This is a genomic window from Pseudomonas alkylphenolica (genome assembly GCF_016009175.1).
Classification (GTDB): Bacteria; Pseudomonadota; Gammaproteobacteria; order Pseudomonadales; family Pseudomonadaceae; genus Aquipseudomonas; species Aquipseudomonas alkylphenolica_B.
This window is the reverse complement of record NZ_JADUCM010000013.1, coordinates 49,554-67,342: the sequence shown is the minus strand read 5'-3', so window position 1 is coordinate 67,342 and position 17,789 is coordinate 49,554. Positions and strand designations below refer to the sequence as shown.

Below are 17,789 nucleotides of genomic sequence, written 5' to 3'. Positions count from 1 at the left end.
TGGCCGGTACGATGGGAATGATGAGCATGGATACCTTGAGCTGTTTCAAGGCGTATGATATTCGCGGCAAAGTGCCCGAGCAGTTGAATGGTGACATTGCCTACAATATCGGGCGGGCGTTGGTTGCAGAGCTCAAGGGTGACTGCTACGTCGTTGGCTATGACATGCGGCTGGAGAGCCCAGTCATTGCCAATGCATTGATTCGAGGCATCACCGATGCCGGCGCCGACGTAATCGACATCGGCCTGTGCGGTACGGAAGAAGTCTATTTCGCTACAAGCCATTACCAGGTTTCTGGTGGCGTAATGGTTACAGCCAGCCACAATCCCAAAGGCTACAACGGGATGAAGCTGGTCCGTCAGGAGTCGCGGCCGATCAGTGGCGATACCGGCCTGCTGGCCATCAAGGCGCGCATCCTTGAGGAGCGTTACGAGGCTGTTGGTATTTCGCCAGGCAAAGTCTCTTCCCGGCCTGACAAAACGGCGTACCTGCAACATTTGCTGGGTTATGTCGACTGCACCGCACTTAAACCTTTGAAAATTCTGGCCAACCCTGGAAATGGGGCAGCCGGTCCAGTGATTGCGGCCCTTCAAAAATCGTTACCCTTCGAATGGGTTGTGATCAACGCCGAGCCTGATGGCCATTTCCCTCACGGTGTGCCAAACCCGCTGTTGCCAGAAAACCGTGACTTGACCCAAGAGGCCTTGCGTGCGCATGGGTGCGACCTGGCACTGGCCTGGGATGGCGATTTTGACCGCTGTTTCTTTTTTGACGGTAATGGCCGTTTCATCGAGGGCTACTACCTGGTTGCGTTGCTCGCGCAATCTCTGCTGAAGAAAAACCCTGGAAGCAAAATAATCCATGACCCGCGCCTGACTTGGAACACGATCGAGACAGTGCGCAGGGCAGGGGGCGACGCAGTTCAGTGTAAAACCGGGCACGCGTTCATTAAAGAGCGCATGCGTGCCGAGGACGCGATTTACGGTGGTGAAATGAGTGCCCACCATTACTTCCGTGAATTTTTTTACTGCGACAGTGGGATGATTCCCTGGCTGCTGGTTTGTGCTTTGATAAGCGAATCAGGTAACTCCTTGGCAGAACTGGTAGACGCCTATATTGCTGAGTTTCCGTGCAGCGGCGAAATCAATTACCAGGTTGCGGATGTTGCCGGGACAGTCAAACGTATCCGCGAACATTTCTCACTTGCAGCATTGAGCATTGACGAAACGGATGGTGTAAGTATCGAGTTTGCACAGTGGCGCCTGAATGTCCGGGGTTCAAATACCGAACCGCTACTGCGCCTGAACATCGAGACGCGGGCTGATGAGTCCTTGCTGCAGCAGAAAATTGTTGAGCTGGAAACGCTCATACTGGAGAGCTGATGTTTGCATTACTCAGGAGCCTGATCAGGTACAGGGGCTTCGTTTTTTCTTCAATTCGCAACGAGTTTGTTGCGCGATTTGCGCGCAGTCGACTGGGTGGCCTGTGGATGATCATTCATCCCCTGGCCCAGGTCGCCATATTCGCACTGGTGCTGTCCAGCGTCCTGGCCGCAAAATTGCCGGGCATCGATAACAAGTACGTTTATGCCTTGTACCTGATGTCCGGCATTCTTGCCTGGAGTCTGTTTTCTGAAGTGATAGGCCGGTGCCTGACGCTCTTCATCGAGAAGGGCAACTTGATGAAGAAAATAAGTTTTCCGCGTATTACATTGCCTGCGATCGTCGTGGGCTCCAGTCTTTTGAACTATGTTTTACTGTTCCTCGCGCTGTTATTTGTTTTCGCGATACTTGGTCATCATTCCAATCTGGCTGTTGTGTGGTTGCTGCCGTTGACGGTTGTACTGCTCGCATTGTCACTGGGTATCGGCTTGGTGCTGGGTGTGCTGAATGTGTTTATTCGCGATGTTGGCCAGGTTGTGCCTATCGTTCTCCAGGCGTGGTTCTGGTTCACGCCGATTGCCTACCCGGTGACCATTATTCCGGAGCAATTCAAGTCGTTGGTCGTATTCAATCCCATGTATACCATTGTGACGGCTTATCATGACGTTCTGGTGTATGGGAAGGCGCCGGAGCCCCAACAATTGGCGATCATCACCGCCCTGTCAGCCGGGCTGTTGTTGCTTGGCCTGTTCCTGTTTCGTCGTGCGTCTGCAGAAATGGTGGACGCCCTATGACATTGTTAAGTGTTAATAATCTTGGAAAGGCCTACCGTAGTTACCGTTCCGAGTGGCAACGTATTGCCCGATGGTTTTATCTTCCGGTAAAGCCCAGTTCAGAGCATTGGGTGCTTAAAGGCATCAGCTTCACTGTTGAGCGTGGCGAGGCTGTTGGTATTGTTGGGCAAAATGGTGCCGGCAAGTCAACGCTGCTGAAAATGATCACAGGGACCTTGCAGCCTACGCAGGGGCAGGTACAGGTCGGCGGTCGTATCGCTGCGATACTTGAGTTGGGAATGGGGTTCAACCCTGAGCTGAGTGGCCGGCAGAACGTTTATCACGCCGGTGGGTTGATGGGCTTCAGTTTTCAGCAAATCGACAAGGTTATTGCTGAAATCGAGGAGTTTGCCGAGATTGGTGCTTATTTCGATGAGCCTGTTCGCACCTATTCAAGCGGTATGCAGGTTCGCGTTGCATTCTCGGTGGCAACGGCGTTTCGTCCTGACATTCTGATCGTCGACGAAGCGTTGTCGGTGGGGGATGCCCGGTTCCAGCATAAATGCATGCAGCGAATCCGGCGTTACCAGCAAGAAGGGATGAGTCTTCTGCTGGTTTCACACGCGCCGGATACGATCCGCATGTTCTGCCAGAAAGGCATCTACATCAAAGATGGCACCATCGAGAAGATGGGGGATGCAGCCAGTGTCATGGACTATTACCAGGCCGCGATGGTAATGGGGAACGCAGTAGACGAGAGTGCTGAATCCAGTCTGATCGCTGATGAGGCACTTCACGACAACCGTGATGCCAAGTTTGTCGTTGTTGACAAGGCTTCTGGTCCCGTCAGTGTAGATATTACCTGTGAGCAGGGGTATTTACAGATGGGCTCTAAAATGACGGTCCGTATCACCACTCAGTTTGCCAGTGACTGGCAGGACCCGCACGTGGGCTTCGGGATCAGGACGAAGTCAGGTATCGTCATTTATGAGGCTAATACTTACACACTGGGCAGCAAGCTAAGGCCGGTCAAGTGTGGTGAAAGCCTCGCCGTTGAGTTCAGTTTTGATTGTGCGCTTTATCCGGATACCTATGAGTTGATGGTGGGCGTGGCGGACAGCGGCTATGACCGCGGCTCATTCAAGATTCCTCTGTTTTTTGATCAATCAATGTTGGTGTTTGAAGTTTTAGCGGGCTCTGTTCCAGGCTGGAGTGGAATGGTTGACATTCGACCAGAGGTCAGTTTTTCATGATTGATTTGATAATGAGTTTTCATAGCGTCTCTAACTATGACTTTAGAGCGCAGGCCAACCCCGCCGACCCGTTACGGCACCTGTTTGATGAGTGGGTCGATTACTACAAGGTCAAATGGGCCATTGCCAAGGCCATTAACCCCCAGCGGATACTCGAGGTGGGGGTTCGCTACGGTTACTCGGCACGGGCGTTTCTTGAAGCCTGCCCAGACGCTCAGTTCGTCGGCCTGGATGCTGATATCGACACGTTTGGAGGAAGCAAAGGGGCGCTTGCCTGGGCAGGGGAGAACCTTCGTGCTTCGGGTTTCAATGCAGACCTGCATTCACTCAACACGCAATCGTTGAAAGCGTTCCCTGGCGGCTACTACGACCTTATCCATATCGATGGCCAGCAGGATGGCAACGGCACATACCGTGACCTGGACCTGGCTGTCACCCAAAGTCGATACATTCTGGTTGACGGTTACCAGTGGTCTCGCGAGAACTTCTACTCGGTCAACGAGTGGTTGTGGTTGAACAAGGCAGCAGTGCACTCGGTGCTGATCATCCCTGGTTACGCGGGTGAATTACTGATTCGTACCAATCTGGACGTTTCAGACATGTCGAAAGTCGGCAGTGATTCCAGTGCACCACTGTCAACGGCTTACACCAAAAACTATTACCTCAACGATTGTGGTGGGTTTTCCGAGTGGCGCCGAAGCAAAGGCGCGGCTATCGATAGCCGTTTGCAGGCAGTGGCTGATGCTGCTCTGGTATTTGGCAAGCCCAAAGCCGTTGTTGACCTGGGCGCAGGCCGCGGGGAGCTGACGCGCCTGTTTCACGCGCAAGGTGCAGCAGTGACGGCGATTGATTATTCTGCCGATGCCTGCGCACTGATTCGCCAGACCCTGGCGGATATAGACGGGCCTGCAGCCAATGTTCGGGTTGTTTGCGGTAGCGTTCTTGAACCGGATGCCTATGAAGGCGACTATGACCTGGCAGTAGCGGCGGACATCGTTGAGCACCTCAGCCCTGAGGAAAACGATGCCATGTATGCCCTGGTCAGTGCAAAGCTGGAGAAGAACAAAGGGCAGCTGATAGTGCACACAGCGCCTAATGCCTGGAACTACGAGTACTTGCATCCTCAGGAGCAGAAGAAGGCCGTCGCTGCTGGCTTTTGGCTGCCGCGTGTGCGACGTACCTGGTATGAGCGGCTCATGCATATTAATGAGCAAAACCCGCGGGTGCTCAAGCGGCAACTGGAACAGCATTTCCCCTACGTTGTGTTGTGGTTTGCTGATCGTACGGCAGGCGGTAGTTTGCTCAAGCGTTTTGGTGTGAGTGACTTCAAGAAGTCGACCAGCATTTTTGCTGTTGCCTCGCACAAGCCAATTGACATTGAGGCACTCAAGTCGGCGTTCATCATGTCTGCTATTCCGGCACACTACACAGCTATTGTCGATATTCAGGCCGAGGTGTTGACATACCCGGTGCGCACAGGGCAGCGTTTCGAAGTTCCGGTTCGGGTTGAAAACCTGACGGAGTTACGTCTGGCAAGTATTAAGCCTTGTCCGGTAAACTTAAGTTACCATTTGCTGGATGAGCAAGGCGAAGTCTGTATATTTGATGGTGTTCGAACGCCGTTGCATACTTCATTGCTTCCAGGTGATAGTTGTTTTTATAATATTGACGTCAAGGCGCCGAACAAGGCTGGTGTGTATTACTTGAAGTTATCCGCTGTTCAAGAAGGCGTTCGCTGGTATGACCAGAAACTTTCCACCGACTCCATGGTCAAGGTTGTAGTAGAAAATTGATCATTTAGGAGTCGTTGATCATGCCGAGTTTTTACCGTGCATTTGAAGATCGCTATCGAGGCTCCAGAGAGCTTATAAAAGAGCGCCTCAAGGTGTACCACGCTTTCATTGCGCCTTTGCGCTCGCTGTATGGTGAGTGCATGGCCCTCGATCTTGGCTGTGGTCGAGGTGAGTGGCTGGAGTTGCTCCTCGAAAGCGGATTCACACCTCTGGGCGTAGACCTTGACGAAGGTATGCTGGAGGTCTGTGAGGCCCTGCAGCTGCCGGTTGAACTCTGTGATGCGCTGAAGAAGCTGAAAGAGCTCCCCGATGAAAGCCTGGCAGTTGTGTCAGGCTTTCACATTGCCGAGCACATTCCGTTCCCCAGTTTGCAAGATTTGGTTACAGAAGCGTTGCGGGTACTCAAGCCTGCGGGTTTGCTGATTCTCGAAACACCCAATGCCGAAAACCTGGTGGTGGGGACCAATAATTTCTATCTGGACCCCACTCATGAACGGCCGATCCCCCATTTGTTGTTGGGGTTTTTGACCGAGTACGCCGGATTTGCTCGTTCCAAGCTCATGCGCTTGCAAGAGCCTGCCGGTCTGTCTCAAGCGGCTGATGTCAATTTGATGCAAGTGCTTGGGGGAGTGAGTCCCGATTATGGTATCGTTGCACAAAAAAGCGGCGACACTACTCAGACATCACTATTTGATCAGGCGTTTTCCAAGGAATATGGCCTGGCTCTTGGGACGCTTGCTGAGCGCTATGAACATGGCCTTCAAGGTCGGTTTGTGGAACTGGAAGGCAAAGTTGAAAAAGCGGTCAAGTTATCTGCGGTATTGAACCAATATATTACGCATTTACAAGGAAAGTCAGCGGTACTCATGGATACATCGAATCACGCTGTTGCTCGTACGGATGCGGCTGCCCCCAAGGGGAAAAGCACGGCGCAAGCTGCTGCTAATCATCCGGTGCTGGACCTGGATGTACTGCAAGGCGAGGCGGTGGCGCATCATTTGCGTTTGCAATTGCAAGAGACACAGTACAGTCTAGGTAACGCAGAAGTTCGCTATCAAAATTCCGAACTTGCGCTGCGTGATCAATTGTCCCGCGCCGCAAAAGCTGAAGCGCTGCTGGCAAATTCACAAGCCTCGGTTGAAGTCTTTCAGCGCCAGTTGCAGCAGGTAACTGCAGAGCTGTTGGCGATGTACAAAGAACAACAAGCGCTCAAGTTTGCTATTGATAATGAACGCACTTCGCTGCAGTCGCAGAGTGAAGCGTTACGCCAGCAGGTTACTGAGCAGGATGCGCATGCTCAAACACTAGTCCGGGAGCAAGAAGTACTCCTTGCAGAGCGGGATCATGCGTTGCGCGAAATGGCAGAAGCCAAGGGCGCCGGGCAGCAATTGCAGGCTGAAATTGAACAGCTGCGCTCCGAGCTTCAACAGCAACGCAGTGAGGTCCAGCAGCGCATCACTTATGCCTCCACACTGGAGCAGCGCTTGGCAGCGACTGAGCCGCAGCATCATCAAGCAGTGAATCAAGTACAGGATCTCCTCAGGCACAGTGCAGAACTGCAAGGGCAACTCAAGCAGTCGCAAGTGAAGCTTACAGAAGCGCTTGCAACAGCAGGGCATCTTGCCGCACAGACCGAGACGCACCACGCCCGCGTTCAGGCATTGCTCAGTAGTACTTCCTGGCGTATTTCCTCCCCGTTGCGGGGCGCGTCAATTGCTGCCCGCTGGGTTCTTGCATTGCCGGTGCGGTTCTTGAAGGCGGTGTTCCGGCCGATGGTATCCGGGCTGATGGCGGGCGTGTTGTCTCGGCCCGGGTTGAGTCAACGTTTAAATCGCCTGCTGAAGAAGTTTCCGCGGTTACATGCCCACTTGCGGGCCTTCGCAATACATCGCGAGTTTTTGCAAAAAGACATTTTTGATGAGCCGGGTGAAATCGTTAATACCGAGGCCAGCGCGCCTGAAGTGGTTTTGGCAGCAACGGTTGAGACTACGCCGGTGATTCCTGGTCAGGGTGCAGTCGGCGAATCAACCCCGGGTAGCACTGGCAGTATCGATTTCAATGATGCCTCGAACATGCGCCTGTTTGATGCGTATGTTGAAAAAAGCGGTGGTGCAGCGCATGCGGTCATAGCGCAGGCACACAAGACACTTATTGATGACTGTAGCGAGAAGTGAAGTAATGGAATTCAAGGACAACGCCAAGGCGCTCTTTCGCCTGGCGGGCGGCAATTGCACCTCAGGAGCTGAGGTTGATTTCTTTTCATGGTCGGAAGCCGCGGTCGATGCCGTAGCGGCTATCTGTTGTGGGGAGGCGTTCGCCAATCTGGGGTTGTCGCGGGTCAATGACAAGGAAGAAGTCGTGCACCTGGTGTACTACTACTATCTGCGACGCTTGGCAGATCCAGGTGCACTTGAACGTCTTCGCGCCCGGGATCGAGCAGGGCTGGTTGAATACTGCCAGGCCGCAATATTGCGCTCGGAGGAGTATTCGCTGCAGGGGCGCTCCGAGTTCTCCCTTGAGTTCGCTTCTCGATCAGACAGCGGCCCGAACATCTTTTTCGATGTAACCAATACCACCACCACCAAAGCTCGTACGGGTATCCAGCGGGTGGTTCGGGAGCTCAGCCGCGAATTGCAGAGCAGCAACGCGGTCGAGAATATTGTTTATGTCGCCTATTCGAGGGCGGACAAGCAATTCAAACGCGTCGCTTTGGAGGATGATGAGTTCGTCGAGCTGACCGACGCCGCTCAGATCCGCTTTGACCGGGGTGATGTGTATTTCGATGTTGATGGCTCCTGGGGTGATGCTGTCTCACGCTGGCCGTTGTATCGCAAGTTGCGTGAGGCGGGTGTTCGTATCTTGAACATCCACTATGACGCAGCCCCCATCCTGTTCCCGATGTACTCGCATCCGGTTACCGTGCTGCGATTCCTCGAGCATTTTTTTGCCGCGTCCAACTTTTCGGACACGTTTGTTTGCATTTCTGAAGCAGTGCAACGCGACTACATAAAAATTGCCGAACAGCTTAAAGGTCGTTGTGCACCAACAACGGTCATGCCGTTGGGTAACGTGTTCTCGGCGCTGGATGCCTCCGACGAAAAAATTCCCGTTGAGGTCTCGAAGTTCTCTCGCCAGCGTTTTGTGTTGTTTGTGGGGACTGTTGAGCCGAGAAAGAACTATTCGCTGCTCATCCGCAACCTCGAAATATTCAAGCAGCTCGGGTTGAAGGTCATCCTGGTCGGGAAAAAGGGCTGGGAGAGTGATGAGGTTATTGACCAGCTGGCCGACGCACAGCACGCGGGCCATTTCTTGTGGCTGCAAAACGCTACAGACGGTGTGCTGAAGCACCTCTACGAAACATGCTACCTGTACGTATCGGTTGCTCACTACGAAGGCTACGGGTTGCCCGTACTCGAGGCGCTTTCTTACGGGTGTGCCGTGGTAACAAGTGACGGTGGTGCGCTCGAAGAGGTTGGGCGCGGGCATACCTTGAGTTTCCGTCTGGACGATGAGCAAGGCTTGGCGCGAACCGTCAAAGCCCTCGTCGCCGAGCCGAAGCGCTATGACCTGTTGAAAGAAAATGTCAGCAAGTTCCACGCGCCGGTCTGGTCGGATGCCATTGCAAAGGTGCACGAGGTGTTGCGTGCTTATCTGCCGTGTGACCAACACGGCATCGAGTGGCAAACATTGCAGCTGGTGTATATATCCATCCGCCCAGAGTCGCTTCAGCGCTCACTGCTGTCGCTGAGAAAGTTCGGGCACCTTGGTGGCGTTGTCGTGCTGACCAGTGAGGCAATGAAAGGCGCGGTCGAGGCTGTATTGGCAGCGCTGGGCGTTGCGGGTGTTGTGCTCTGCGATGAGGATCTGTTTGTCGGTAAAGCGATCCCGACCGACCATCAGGAGCGGAACTTTCAGTTGCGCAAGCGCCTGTATGGCAATGCGGTAATCGAGCCTGTTTTCCTGTCACTCGATGACGACGCCATTCTGCTGAAACCATTGCCGGCCACCCACTATGGCAATCAGCAGAGCTACAACGGCTATTACTACTTCTCCTCGATGGCCAAGTGGCGTGCCAGCCCATTTGGCATGACTTCGTATGATGAGGGGCAGTGGAGAACCTCGGCGCTCCTGACTGCGCATGGCTACGGTGACAAATCGTTTTCCGCTCACCAGCCGCAGATCATTGAAAAGCGCCTGGTCCAAGAGATCTACAGTGAATATGCCAACTGCGTTGCAGGGGGTGTTGACGAGTGGTCGTTGTACTTTAACGTGTGCCTGAACCGTTACAGCAATCGCTTCTGTGCTGTGCCAGTGACGACATTGAACTGGCCGGAGGACTATTCGTCGTGGATGCCTGGCTGGTTTACCAGCGACGTGCATTACATGAATTACTACCCCGGCAATGATGCTGCCAACGACCCTGCGGTGGGATTGCTCAATTACGCGGCTGCGTATGACAAGTACCATGCCCAGCGCCTGATTGGCGGGGTAGCCAAACCCATGACCCTGGCTTTGACAGAAAACAACGTGATCGCGGGCTTGCCCGGGCTCTGGATCGATATCAAAGTCGATGAAGCGATGGCGGGTGTTGGCTATCGAATCTATGCGGGCGACGATGTTGTTGTTGATGGGAGCCGAGATATACAAGCTGTATCACCGCGGGCACCGTTGAAAGTGAAGATGCCATTGGAGCCCGGACAGTACGAGCTGTGTGTCTTCTGGGTGGAGTCCGGCAGTCAGATCTCATCGGCCTCAGTACTTGTGTTCCCCTGGCGGCAGGCATTGCAAGGGGCGTAAAACCACGCTTTTGGTCGTGCGCCGCGAAAAGGCGGTTTCCCAGGCGCACTTCAAGAGAGTGGCAGAGTTTTTGCGTTGAATATTTGATGTTAAAATGGCCGTTTGTCCGGCATGCCGGTTACGCACGGCTCAAATTCTTTTTTTTGGGTGCAGTATGGGGAATGTAATAAGCAGCCGTTTGGGTAATGGTTATTCGCTCAATGCGGGTACTGTTATGAAAACGCTGGTGTGTGCAGGGGTTTTCTCGTTGCTTGCTGCCTGTGATGGCGGCAAACAAAATGCGGCTTCGCCAGCGGGAAAGGCACAGCAGGATGTATTTCACGCTGAGTACAAAACGGATCGCCTGAATTTGCAGGTCAAGGCAGGCTCGAAGTTCGTGGTACCAGTAACTGTAGAAAATACCAGCCAGGTCGTCTGGTCCTCGGCCAAGGATCGTGTCCACGTTGCCTACAACTGGTTGTATGTTGACGAGCAAATGCTGCTGCGCGATGGCGCGCGAACCTCGTTTTCTCAGGATGTAGCGCCAGGGAAGGAAGTCTTGGTAAATGCCAATGTAGTGGCTCCGAAGGAGCAGGGTATTTATTTGCTGAGAATGAATATGGTCCAGGAGGGCGTTGCCTGGTTCTCGGATAAAAAGGTCAAACCATTGGACCTCACGGTAATCGTAGACTGACCGTTGCCGGTTTTATCTTTTTTCGTCAGGCCGCGCGGAGTGCGGCCTGGGTATTTTTTAATTGAGGAATAGAGTTCATGAAGAAGGCCATTGTCACTGGAATTACTGGTCAAGATGGGGCCTACCTGGCGCAGCTGCTGCTGGAGAAAGGGTATTCCGTGTATGGCACCTATCGGCGTACCAGTTCGGTAAACTTCTGGCGAATTGAAGAGCTGGGTGTCGCTCAACATCCAAATTTGCATCTGGTCGAGTATGACCTCACCGATCTCTCTGCATCGATTCGTTTGCTGCAAACCACTGAGGCCACCGAGGTATACAACCTCGCGGCCCAGAGTTTTGTCGGTGTTTCGTTCGATCAGCCTCTGGCCACTGCCGATATCACCGGTCTCGGTGCGGTGAATCTGCTCGAAGCCATTCGCATCGTTAACCCTAAGGTGCGCTTCTATCAAGCTTCGACTTCCGAAATGTTCGGCAAGGTCCAGGCTATTCCGCAAGTCGAAACAACGCCGTTCTACCCACGCAGCCCCTATGGCGTGGCAAAGCTCTATGCTCACTGGATGACCATCAACTACCGCGAGTCTTATGACATCTTCGGTACCAGTGGCATTTTGTTCAACCATGAGTCGCCACTGCGTGGCCGCGAATTCGTGACCCGGAAAATCACCGATTCAGTTGCGAAAATCCAGCTGGGCAAACTGGACGTACTTGAACTGGGTAATCTCGATGCCAAGCGTGATTGGGGTTTTGCCAAGGAATACGTCGAAGGGATGTGGCGGATGCTTCAGGTTGATGAGCCAGATACGTTTGTATTGGCCACCAATCGCACTGAAACTGTTCGTGACTTCGTATCGCTGGCGTTCAAAGCCGTTGATATCGATCTGGAGTGGAAAGGCCAGGCCGAGCAAGAGCAAGGTATTGATGCTGCTACCGGTAATGTACTGGTATCGATCAATCCGAAGTTCTACCGCCCGGCTGAAGTTGAACTTCTAATCGGTGACCCTGCCAAAGCCAAGGCAAAACTGGGTTGGGAACCTAAAACCACACTGGAAGAGCTGTGCCGGATGATGGTTGAGGCGGATCTGAAACGAAACGGCCAGGGCTTTTCGTTCTAATTCGTTCGTTGGCAATGCGCAGCGCTAAGCAGCGTTAGTTATAACCGCGGCATCCGTTCGTTCGAGGATGCCTGCGGGGCTGCTTGCAACGCAGGGACGTTGTACGTGTGACCGGCACCGAGCCCTTGCACGCATTGCTCATTGCCACTGCAGAATTTGTGTCCCTCTTTATATTCGTTGTTTACGAGGGTTCTGCATCGCGAGTGCCTGATCGAAACTTCCCTTACTGGATCTGGATGTCACGTATGAAAAAAGTTTTGTTGACTGGTGCCAATGGCTTCGTCGGACGTATCTTGCGCAGTCAGCTGGTAACTGCCGGATGGTCGGTAACCGGCATTTCTTCGAGTCGCCAGGACGCTGCTTCGGCAGATGACATTCAACTGGATATTCGTGACGCAGGCGCTGTGGCGGAGGTTGTTCAACAGGTACAACCCGATGCCATTGTTCATCTGGCGGCGGTGACGCATGTACCGACCAGCTTCCGTGAACCGCAATTGACCTGGCATACCAATGTGCTGGGCACCCTCAATCTGCTTGAGGCCATCAAACAACATGCGCCGCAGGCATTTTTATTATTCATCAGTTCATCCGAAGTGTATGGCGAAGCGTTTAAATCGGCGACCAGGGTCAATGAGGAAAGCCGCTGCTTGCCGATGAACCCCTACGCTGCGAGCAAGCTGGCTGCGGAACTGGCTTGCCAACAGCATTTCCGCCAGGGCTTTGCCGGTGCCATTGCGCGCCCCTTCAACCACATCGGCCCGGGGCAGTCGCCGGATTTCGTCACGGCTTCTTTCGCCCGGCAGATTGCGCAGATCGAGGCCGGCCAGCAAACGCCTGTGATGAAGGTCGGTAATCTTGAGGCCTGTCGGGACTTTCTTGACGTGCGTGATGTGTGTGATGCGTATGTTCAGTTGCTTGCGTTGGCCAATACGCCCATCGAAGGCCACGTATTCAATATTGCCTCGGGGCGTGCGCGCAAGATCCGCGATATCCTGGATGTAATGTTGCAACAGAGCGCAGTGGCGATTGAGGTTCAACTGGACCCAGAGCGCCTGCGTCCTTCAGACATTCCTTTTGCGGTCGGCGATAGCCAGTACATGACGCAGGTAACAGGCTGGCAGCCGCGCTATGAATTGAGCGACACATTATCGCAGTTGCTGACTGACTGGCGCGATCAGGTGAGTGTGGGGCAATGAGGCTGGTACTCAATACTGAATCGCTACGCCCGCCGCTTACCGGTATCGGAAACTACACGCTGAACTTGTTGGGACAACTGCACGCGCAGGTAACAGATTCAACCATTGATTGCTTTGACGGTGCGCGCTGGCTATCGGCTGCTGAAGTGCTCGCCGGGCATGGTCCGGTTCCTGTATCTGCTTCGGGTGAACCGCCAAGCGGTCGCGAACTGTCAACGCGTTTTCGCTCTTTCGTGCGCAGCCTGCCGCTGGCCTATCGGGCGCGCAGTGCTATTCGAAGTGCAGTTTTCCGCCGGGAGGCGAGCAAACGAAAGGGTTACATCTATCATGAGCCCAATTTTATTTTGAAGCCTCATGACGGGCCGTGTGTCGCGACCATACATGATCTTTCTTTTGTGCATTACCCGCATTTCCACCCTGCCGAACGGGTGGAGTGGTTAAACCGGGAATTGCCCCGTACTTTGGCGCGCGCGGACTACCTCATTACCGACTCCGAGATCGTCCGCCAGGAACTGATAGGGCGCTACAACCTCAGTGCCGATGCAGTGCGGGCGATCTACCTGGGGGCGGACAAGCGCTTCATCCCGCGCGATCGGCAACAAACGGCCAGCGTGCTGATGCAGCACGGGCTCGAGCATGGTCGCTATGTCGCCTTCGTTGGCACCCTGGAGCCTCGAAAGGGATTGGCCGTGCTGCTGGATGCCTGGTCGCAGTTGCCCGACGCGTTGCGTCGGGCGTTCCCGCTGGTCATAGCCGGGGCGCCGGGGTGGCGTAACTCGGATTTGCTTGAACGCATTCAGGCCATGCAGGCCCGGGGTGAGGTGAAATACTTGCGGTTTGTTTGCGCAGAAGAGCTGCCGTTGATTTATTCGGGCGCCGCGGTTTTTGCGTATCCCTCCGTGTATGAAGGGTTTGGCCTTCCTGTGCTGGAGGCGATGGCGAGCGGGGTACCGGTGCTTTGCACGAGTGGAACCTCCATGGCGGAGTTTGCGCAAGGCGCGGCGATGTTGCATGAGCCGGGAAGCAGTGAATCGCTTGCGCTCCAATTGGGTACGCTACTTGAAGATGAAAGCTTGCGTGGCGGATATGTTCGCAAAGGCCTGCTGCAAGCGCAGAAGTTCTCTTGGGAGCGCTGTGCACGCGAGACGTTGGAAGTTTACCGTTCCATCGGGTGATAGCCATTGAAAGTCAGTGGGTTATTAAGAGTGTGTAAGCCTATCGGGGTGAGTGTTCTGTTGTGGCCTACGCAGGGATGTAACCCTAGAGAATTCATTTGAAGATTTTACATTTTTACAAAACCTTTGCTGCCGATCAGCATGGCGGGGTTGAGCATTTTATCAGGCACCTGACACATGCCACCTCGTCGTTAGGCTGTGAAAATACGATACTGTCCCTGGCGCGTGAACCGAGTGCTCCTCTGGTTACCCCGGAATACCGGCTTTTTCAGGTCAAGGAAAGTGCAAACTTCGCCTCAACGGGAATGTCCGTGTCCGCGTTCTCGGCTTTTTCGAGCCTGGCGGCCGAAGCGGATATCATTCACTACCATTTCCCTTGGCCGTTCATGGACTTGGTGCACTTTGTCACGCGCGTCGGCAAACCGAGTGTTGTCACCTATCACTCCGATATTGTCCGCCAACGCCTGATGTTGCCTATCTACAGGCCGCTGATGAACATGTTCCTGCGTAGCGTGAGTGCCATTGCCGGAACGAGTCCAAATTACCTGCAAAGCTCTCGCGTGCTGAAACAGTTCCGAGACAAGTCGCTGGCGATTCCGATTGGTTTGCAAGAGTCCTTGTACCCGGCAGCACGTGCATCAACGACGGCTGAACTCAAGGCACGGTTTGGCGAGCGTTTCTTCTTGTTTGTTGGCGTGCTGCGTTATTACAAGGGACTGCATTTCCTCCTTCAGGCACTCAAAAACACCGACCTGCCGCTGGTTATCGTCGGTGCCGGGCCGATTGAACACGAGTTGCGCGAAGAGGCCACCCGCCTGGGCTTGACCCATGTCCACTTCATCGGCCAGGTAACCGAGCAGGAAAAGGTCGATCTGTTCAATGCCTGTTATGCCGTGGTGTTTCCGTCGCATCTGCGCTCAGAGGCCTTTGGCATCAGCTTGCTTGAGGGGGCGATGTTCGGCAAACCGATGATCTGTAGTGAGATCGGTACGGGCACAAGTTTTATCAATCAACACGAAGTGACAGGGCTGGTAGTTCCGCCTGCTGATGCGCAAGCACTCAAGGCTGCAATGCTGCGACTGTGGGAGGATGCAGGTGAGGCAGCACGCTTCGGTGTGGCGGCACGCCAACGGTTTCTACAGGTGTTTACGGCACAAGTGATGGGCGAGGCGTATAGGAGTCTCTATACGAGCCTGGTCCGCTGACTTGCTGGACCTGCCAGACATAGATGTCATCACCTGGGCTGTGGTGACAAAACATTTTTGAGTCACCGCGCTGCAAGTGCCAGCGCGATGACCGATCTCAACACTCAGAGACTGAGTGATTCTACTTTTTCTAGTTGGGCTCAATGCGCATCGAGATGAAGCCAATCCCTAGTTTCCGCGAATCTGTTCCCATTTTGAGCTTTTTGGGTGAAATGGGGTGCGCGGGAACAAAGGTAATGCTGTCTGCAGTCTCTCCTTGCAGGTCCACTTTTACGCGAACTTCGCTCGGCGTATTCGCCAGGCTCACCTCATGTTTCTGATTGCCAATTACTATATCAACGGGGCTGTTCGCATTCCGAGCAAAAGCTTGGGCAGAAAGAACTAACGTGAATTTTTGTGGCAAAGGGGAATATAGCTTCAGGGAAGGGCGAGATGAAATATTCTGGTCAGACCAGCGCCCCCACGGCTCATTGCCAGAAAAGCCAGTTGCGTCACGAATGAAATCAGGCCAGCCAGCGCGGGAGAAGTTGATGCCCTCGTTAATCGTTGAGTTGTACCGGCGACCAAGATGATCTGCATGGTAGCCCGAGATGTCCATGATTTGCTTCACGGACATGCCGTTGAGGTTCTGGTGCTTATCGGCATCGATTTTGAAAAATACCAACTGATTATTTTTGCTGACGAGCGTTGGTGGTGTCCCGAGCAATGCGGTTAAGCCGTCGATGAGACTTTTGGCGTCGTCTACGTAGCCGCGTCGGTCTATATAGATCCCATTGAAGCCGAGTCGACGTATCACCTCGAGTTGCTTCTCGATAGGTTCTTGAGACAGTGCTCGATAGAACATATCGCCATCGCGCCCTCGCATGCCACCAAAACTCCAGTTGAGGTGCGTTGAATGAAGCACCCCGGCTGTGAGCTGATAGTTTCTCAGGTTGTTTAGTAGCGGATTTTCTGGGAATGGCATATACGGTAGTTGATAAATTGCCGCATCTTTGGGGAGGGATTCCTCCATGCTGGCGACAAAAAATTTATCGTTTTCGTATGTGGTTTTGGTATTGGCGATGCAGGCTTCGCAACTGGAAGTCGTCTGGTCAAAAAAGCCTACTGCGGAGAGTAGTAGGGCAGCGAGAATGCTGTACGCAGTTTTCTTGCGGTGTTTTGCTAAAGCTGATTGAAGCACCAAAAAGAATACGAGGATAACGGCAAATGCGAGGAATACGCTGATGCGGTTCCACCCTCTGATTGATGACGATATGAGTGATGAGAAGACTACTCCCAGACCACCCGTAGTACCGAACATAAAAAGAATAAGTGCCGCTGAGGTTAAAAAGCCAATTCTTAGATCAAGTTTTTTTCCTGTGATTGATGCGAGGATAAAAAGGAAGCAGAGGATTAGGCCCGTGGCGCCTATTATCCCAAGGGTCGAAGTATAGTTTTCGTTTATAAGGGGGAAGTTTGAGCTGTAAAACTTTGTGTATGCGCCTATTTCAGATATTCGATGATCCGCTCGAGGCAGTAGTAATTGCATTAGCTTAAAGCCATATTGTTCTGCTTCAAGAGGGTGGCGTTGTGCTACCTCGGGGTTCGCGCCATTTACATATTTCCCAATCAGGTTGGGAGTTACGTTTGCAATCACCCCGCCTACGAGGATTGCAGCGATAAGAGTGGCACGCTTGATGCCTGCGAGTTTGCCGGTTCGCAGCCAGTTTAGCCCTCCGGCCAAAGCCACCAATATCAATCCAAACAGAGCGTAATAAACACCAAATGATGCAAGGATCAAAAGGCCAGTAATTTCGGCGAACCGGTTCAACCAAGAAGTTTTTTGTGGTTCTTCCGAAGTCTTGCGCTCCGGAGTTAGAAAAATGGAGTAAGCGATATAGAAGAATAGCGGGGCAACAAAGTACCAAGTGTAGAATAGGTGACCCAGGCGCATGAAGTGAAATGGCAGGAATGTATAAATCAGCGCACAAGAAGCCGACAGTGCTCGCCCCAGGCCAAAGCATCTAACAGTACAAAATGTTGCGGCGAAAGCTACCGGAAACCCAAATAAGTAAAATAGGTTGATCCCTGCAAAGCTACTTCCTGATAGCAGAGAGAGTACCTTGATAAGAAAGTGGTTGCCAAAGTCTGATCCAGGGTAGTCAAGGAAGTTCGAGCCAAAGGGGTAGCCACTGCGGGGGTTTTCGAATAACCATCCCTCAGTAACTCGTTGTGCCATCCATGCGTGAAAGACGCCATCACCACTATATGAAAAAGGGACGGACGTGTTTGGGATTAACCCGGCAGGCCACCCAGACATGAGAACGCTGGCCCCAAAGAAACAAAGGATACTGCCCGCAAGAGCCAATTTCCAGTCGCCTCTAAGGGCTATCCAGAGAGACATAAGTATTGAAGAGTGTGCTGGAGTTTTCATGATCTTCGATGCATTAC

General features: G+C 53.2%; 11 protein-coding genes and 1 pseudogene. 11 read left to right on the top strand and 1 reads right to left on the bottom strand.

The window, feature by feature from the left end:
• Positions 1-17: 17 nt before the first annotated feature.
• The 11 genes and pseudogenes from I5S59_RS13595 (at position 18) to I5S59_RS13545 (ending at position 15,359) form a co-directional block, all read left to right on the top strand.
• On the top strand, positions 18-1,382 hold the full coding sequence (locus I5S59_RS13595; RefSeq protein WP_420066455.1) for a phosphomannomutase: 1,365 nt from the start codon (positions 18-20) through the stop codon (positions 1,380-1,382).
• The gene (locus I5S59_RS13590; RefSeq protein WP_197877069.1) at positions 1,382-2,176 is read left to right on the top strand and encodes an ABC transporter permease; all 795 of its coding nucleotides are present in this window, start codon (positions 1,382-1,384) and stop codon (positions 2,174-2,176) included. Before I5S59_RS13595 ends, I5S59_RS13590 begins: the two co-directional genes overlap by 1 nt.
• Complete coding sequence (locus I5S59_RS13585) at positions 2,173-3,408, top strand: ABC transporter ATP-binding protein (protein ID WP_197877068.1); 1,236 nt, start codon at positions 2,173-2,175, stop codon at positions 3,406-3,408. The genes I5S59_RS13590 and I5S59_RS13585 overlap by 4 nt, the downstream gene beginning before the upstream one ends.
• Positions 3,405-5,201: a methyltransferase domain-containing protein gene (locus I5S59_RS13580; RefSeq protein ID WP_197877067.1), complete on the top strand. Its 1,797-nt coding sequence runs from the start codon at positions 3,405-3,407 to the stop codon at positions 5,199-5,201. Before I5S59_RS13585 ends, I5S59_RS13580 begins: the two co-directional genes overlap by 4 nt.
• Positions 5,202-5,221: 20 nt before the next feature.
• A pseudogene (locus I5S59_RS26580) lies at positions 5,222-5,986 on the top strand (methyltransferase domain-containing protein); the annotation flags it as partial.
• 1,393 nt (positions 5,987-7,379) lie between these two features.
• On the top strand, positions 7,380-9,998 hold the full coding sequence (locus I5S59_RS13570) for a glycosyltransferase family 4 protein (protein WP_197877065.1): 2,619 nt from the start codon (positions 7,380-7,382) through the stop codon (positions 9,996-9,998).
• Between the two features lie 214 nt (positions 9,999-10,212).
• Positions 10,213-10,671, top strand: coding sequence for a hypothetical protein (locus I5S59_RS13565; RefSeq protein ID WP_197877064.1), 459 nt, complete (start codon positions 10,213-10,215; stop codon positions 10,669-10,671).
• Positions 10,672-10,748: 77 nt separating this feature from the next.
• Positions 10,749-11,783, top strand: coding sequence for a GDP-mannose 4,6-dehydratase (gene gmd, locus I5S59_RS13560; protein ID WP_128325912.1), 1,035 nt, complete (start codon positions 10,749-10,751; stop codon positions 11,781-11,783).
• Between the two features lie 245 nt (positions 11,784-12,028).
• Positions 12,029-12,979 (top strand): GDP-mannose 4,6-dehydratase, encoded by a 951-nt coding sequence (locus tag I5S59_RS13555; protein ID WP_197877063.1) that lies wholly within the window; start codon positions 12,029-12,031, stop codon positions 12,977-12,979.
• Positions 12,976-14,154, top strand: coding sequence for a glycosyltransferase family 4 protein (locus tag I5S59_RS13550; protein WP_197877062.1), 1,179 nt, complete (start codon positions 12,976-12,978; stop codon positions 14,152-14,154). The genes I5S59_RS13555 and I5S59_RS13550 overlap by 4 nt, the downstream gene beginning before the upstream one ends.
• Positions 14,155-14,252: 98 nt before the next feature.
• A complete protein-coding gene (locus I5S59_RS13545; protein ID WP_197877061.1) occupies positions 14,253-15,359 on the top strand; it encodes a glycosyltransferase in 1,107 nt (368 codons plus the stop codon).
• A 130-nt stretch (positions 15,360-15,489) separates the two neighbouring features.
• Here the strand turns inward: I5S59_RS13545 and I5S59_RS13540 are convergent, their stop codons facing one another.
• Positions 15,490-17,772 carry a DUF7024 domain-containing protein gene (locus I5S59_RS13540; RefSeq protein WP_232239734.1) on the bottom strand — a complete coding sequence of 761 codons (2,283 nt, stop codon included), beginning with the start codon at positions 17,770-17,772 and terminating at the stop codon, positions 15,490-15,492.
• Between the last annotated feature and the right edge of the window lie 17 nt (positions 17,773-17,789).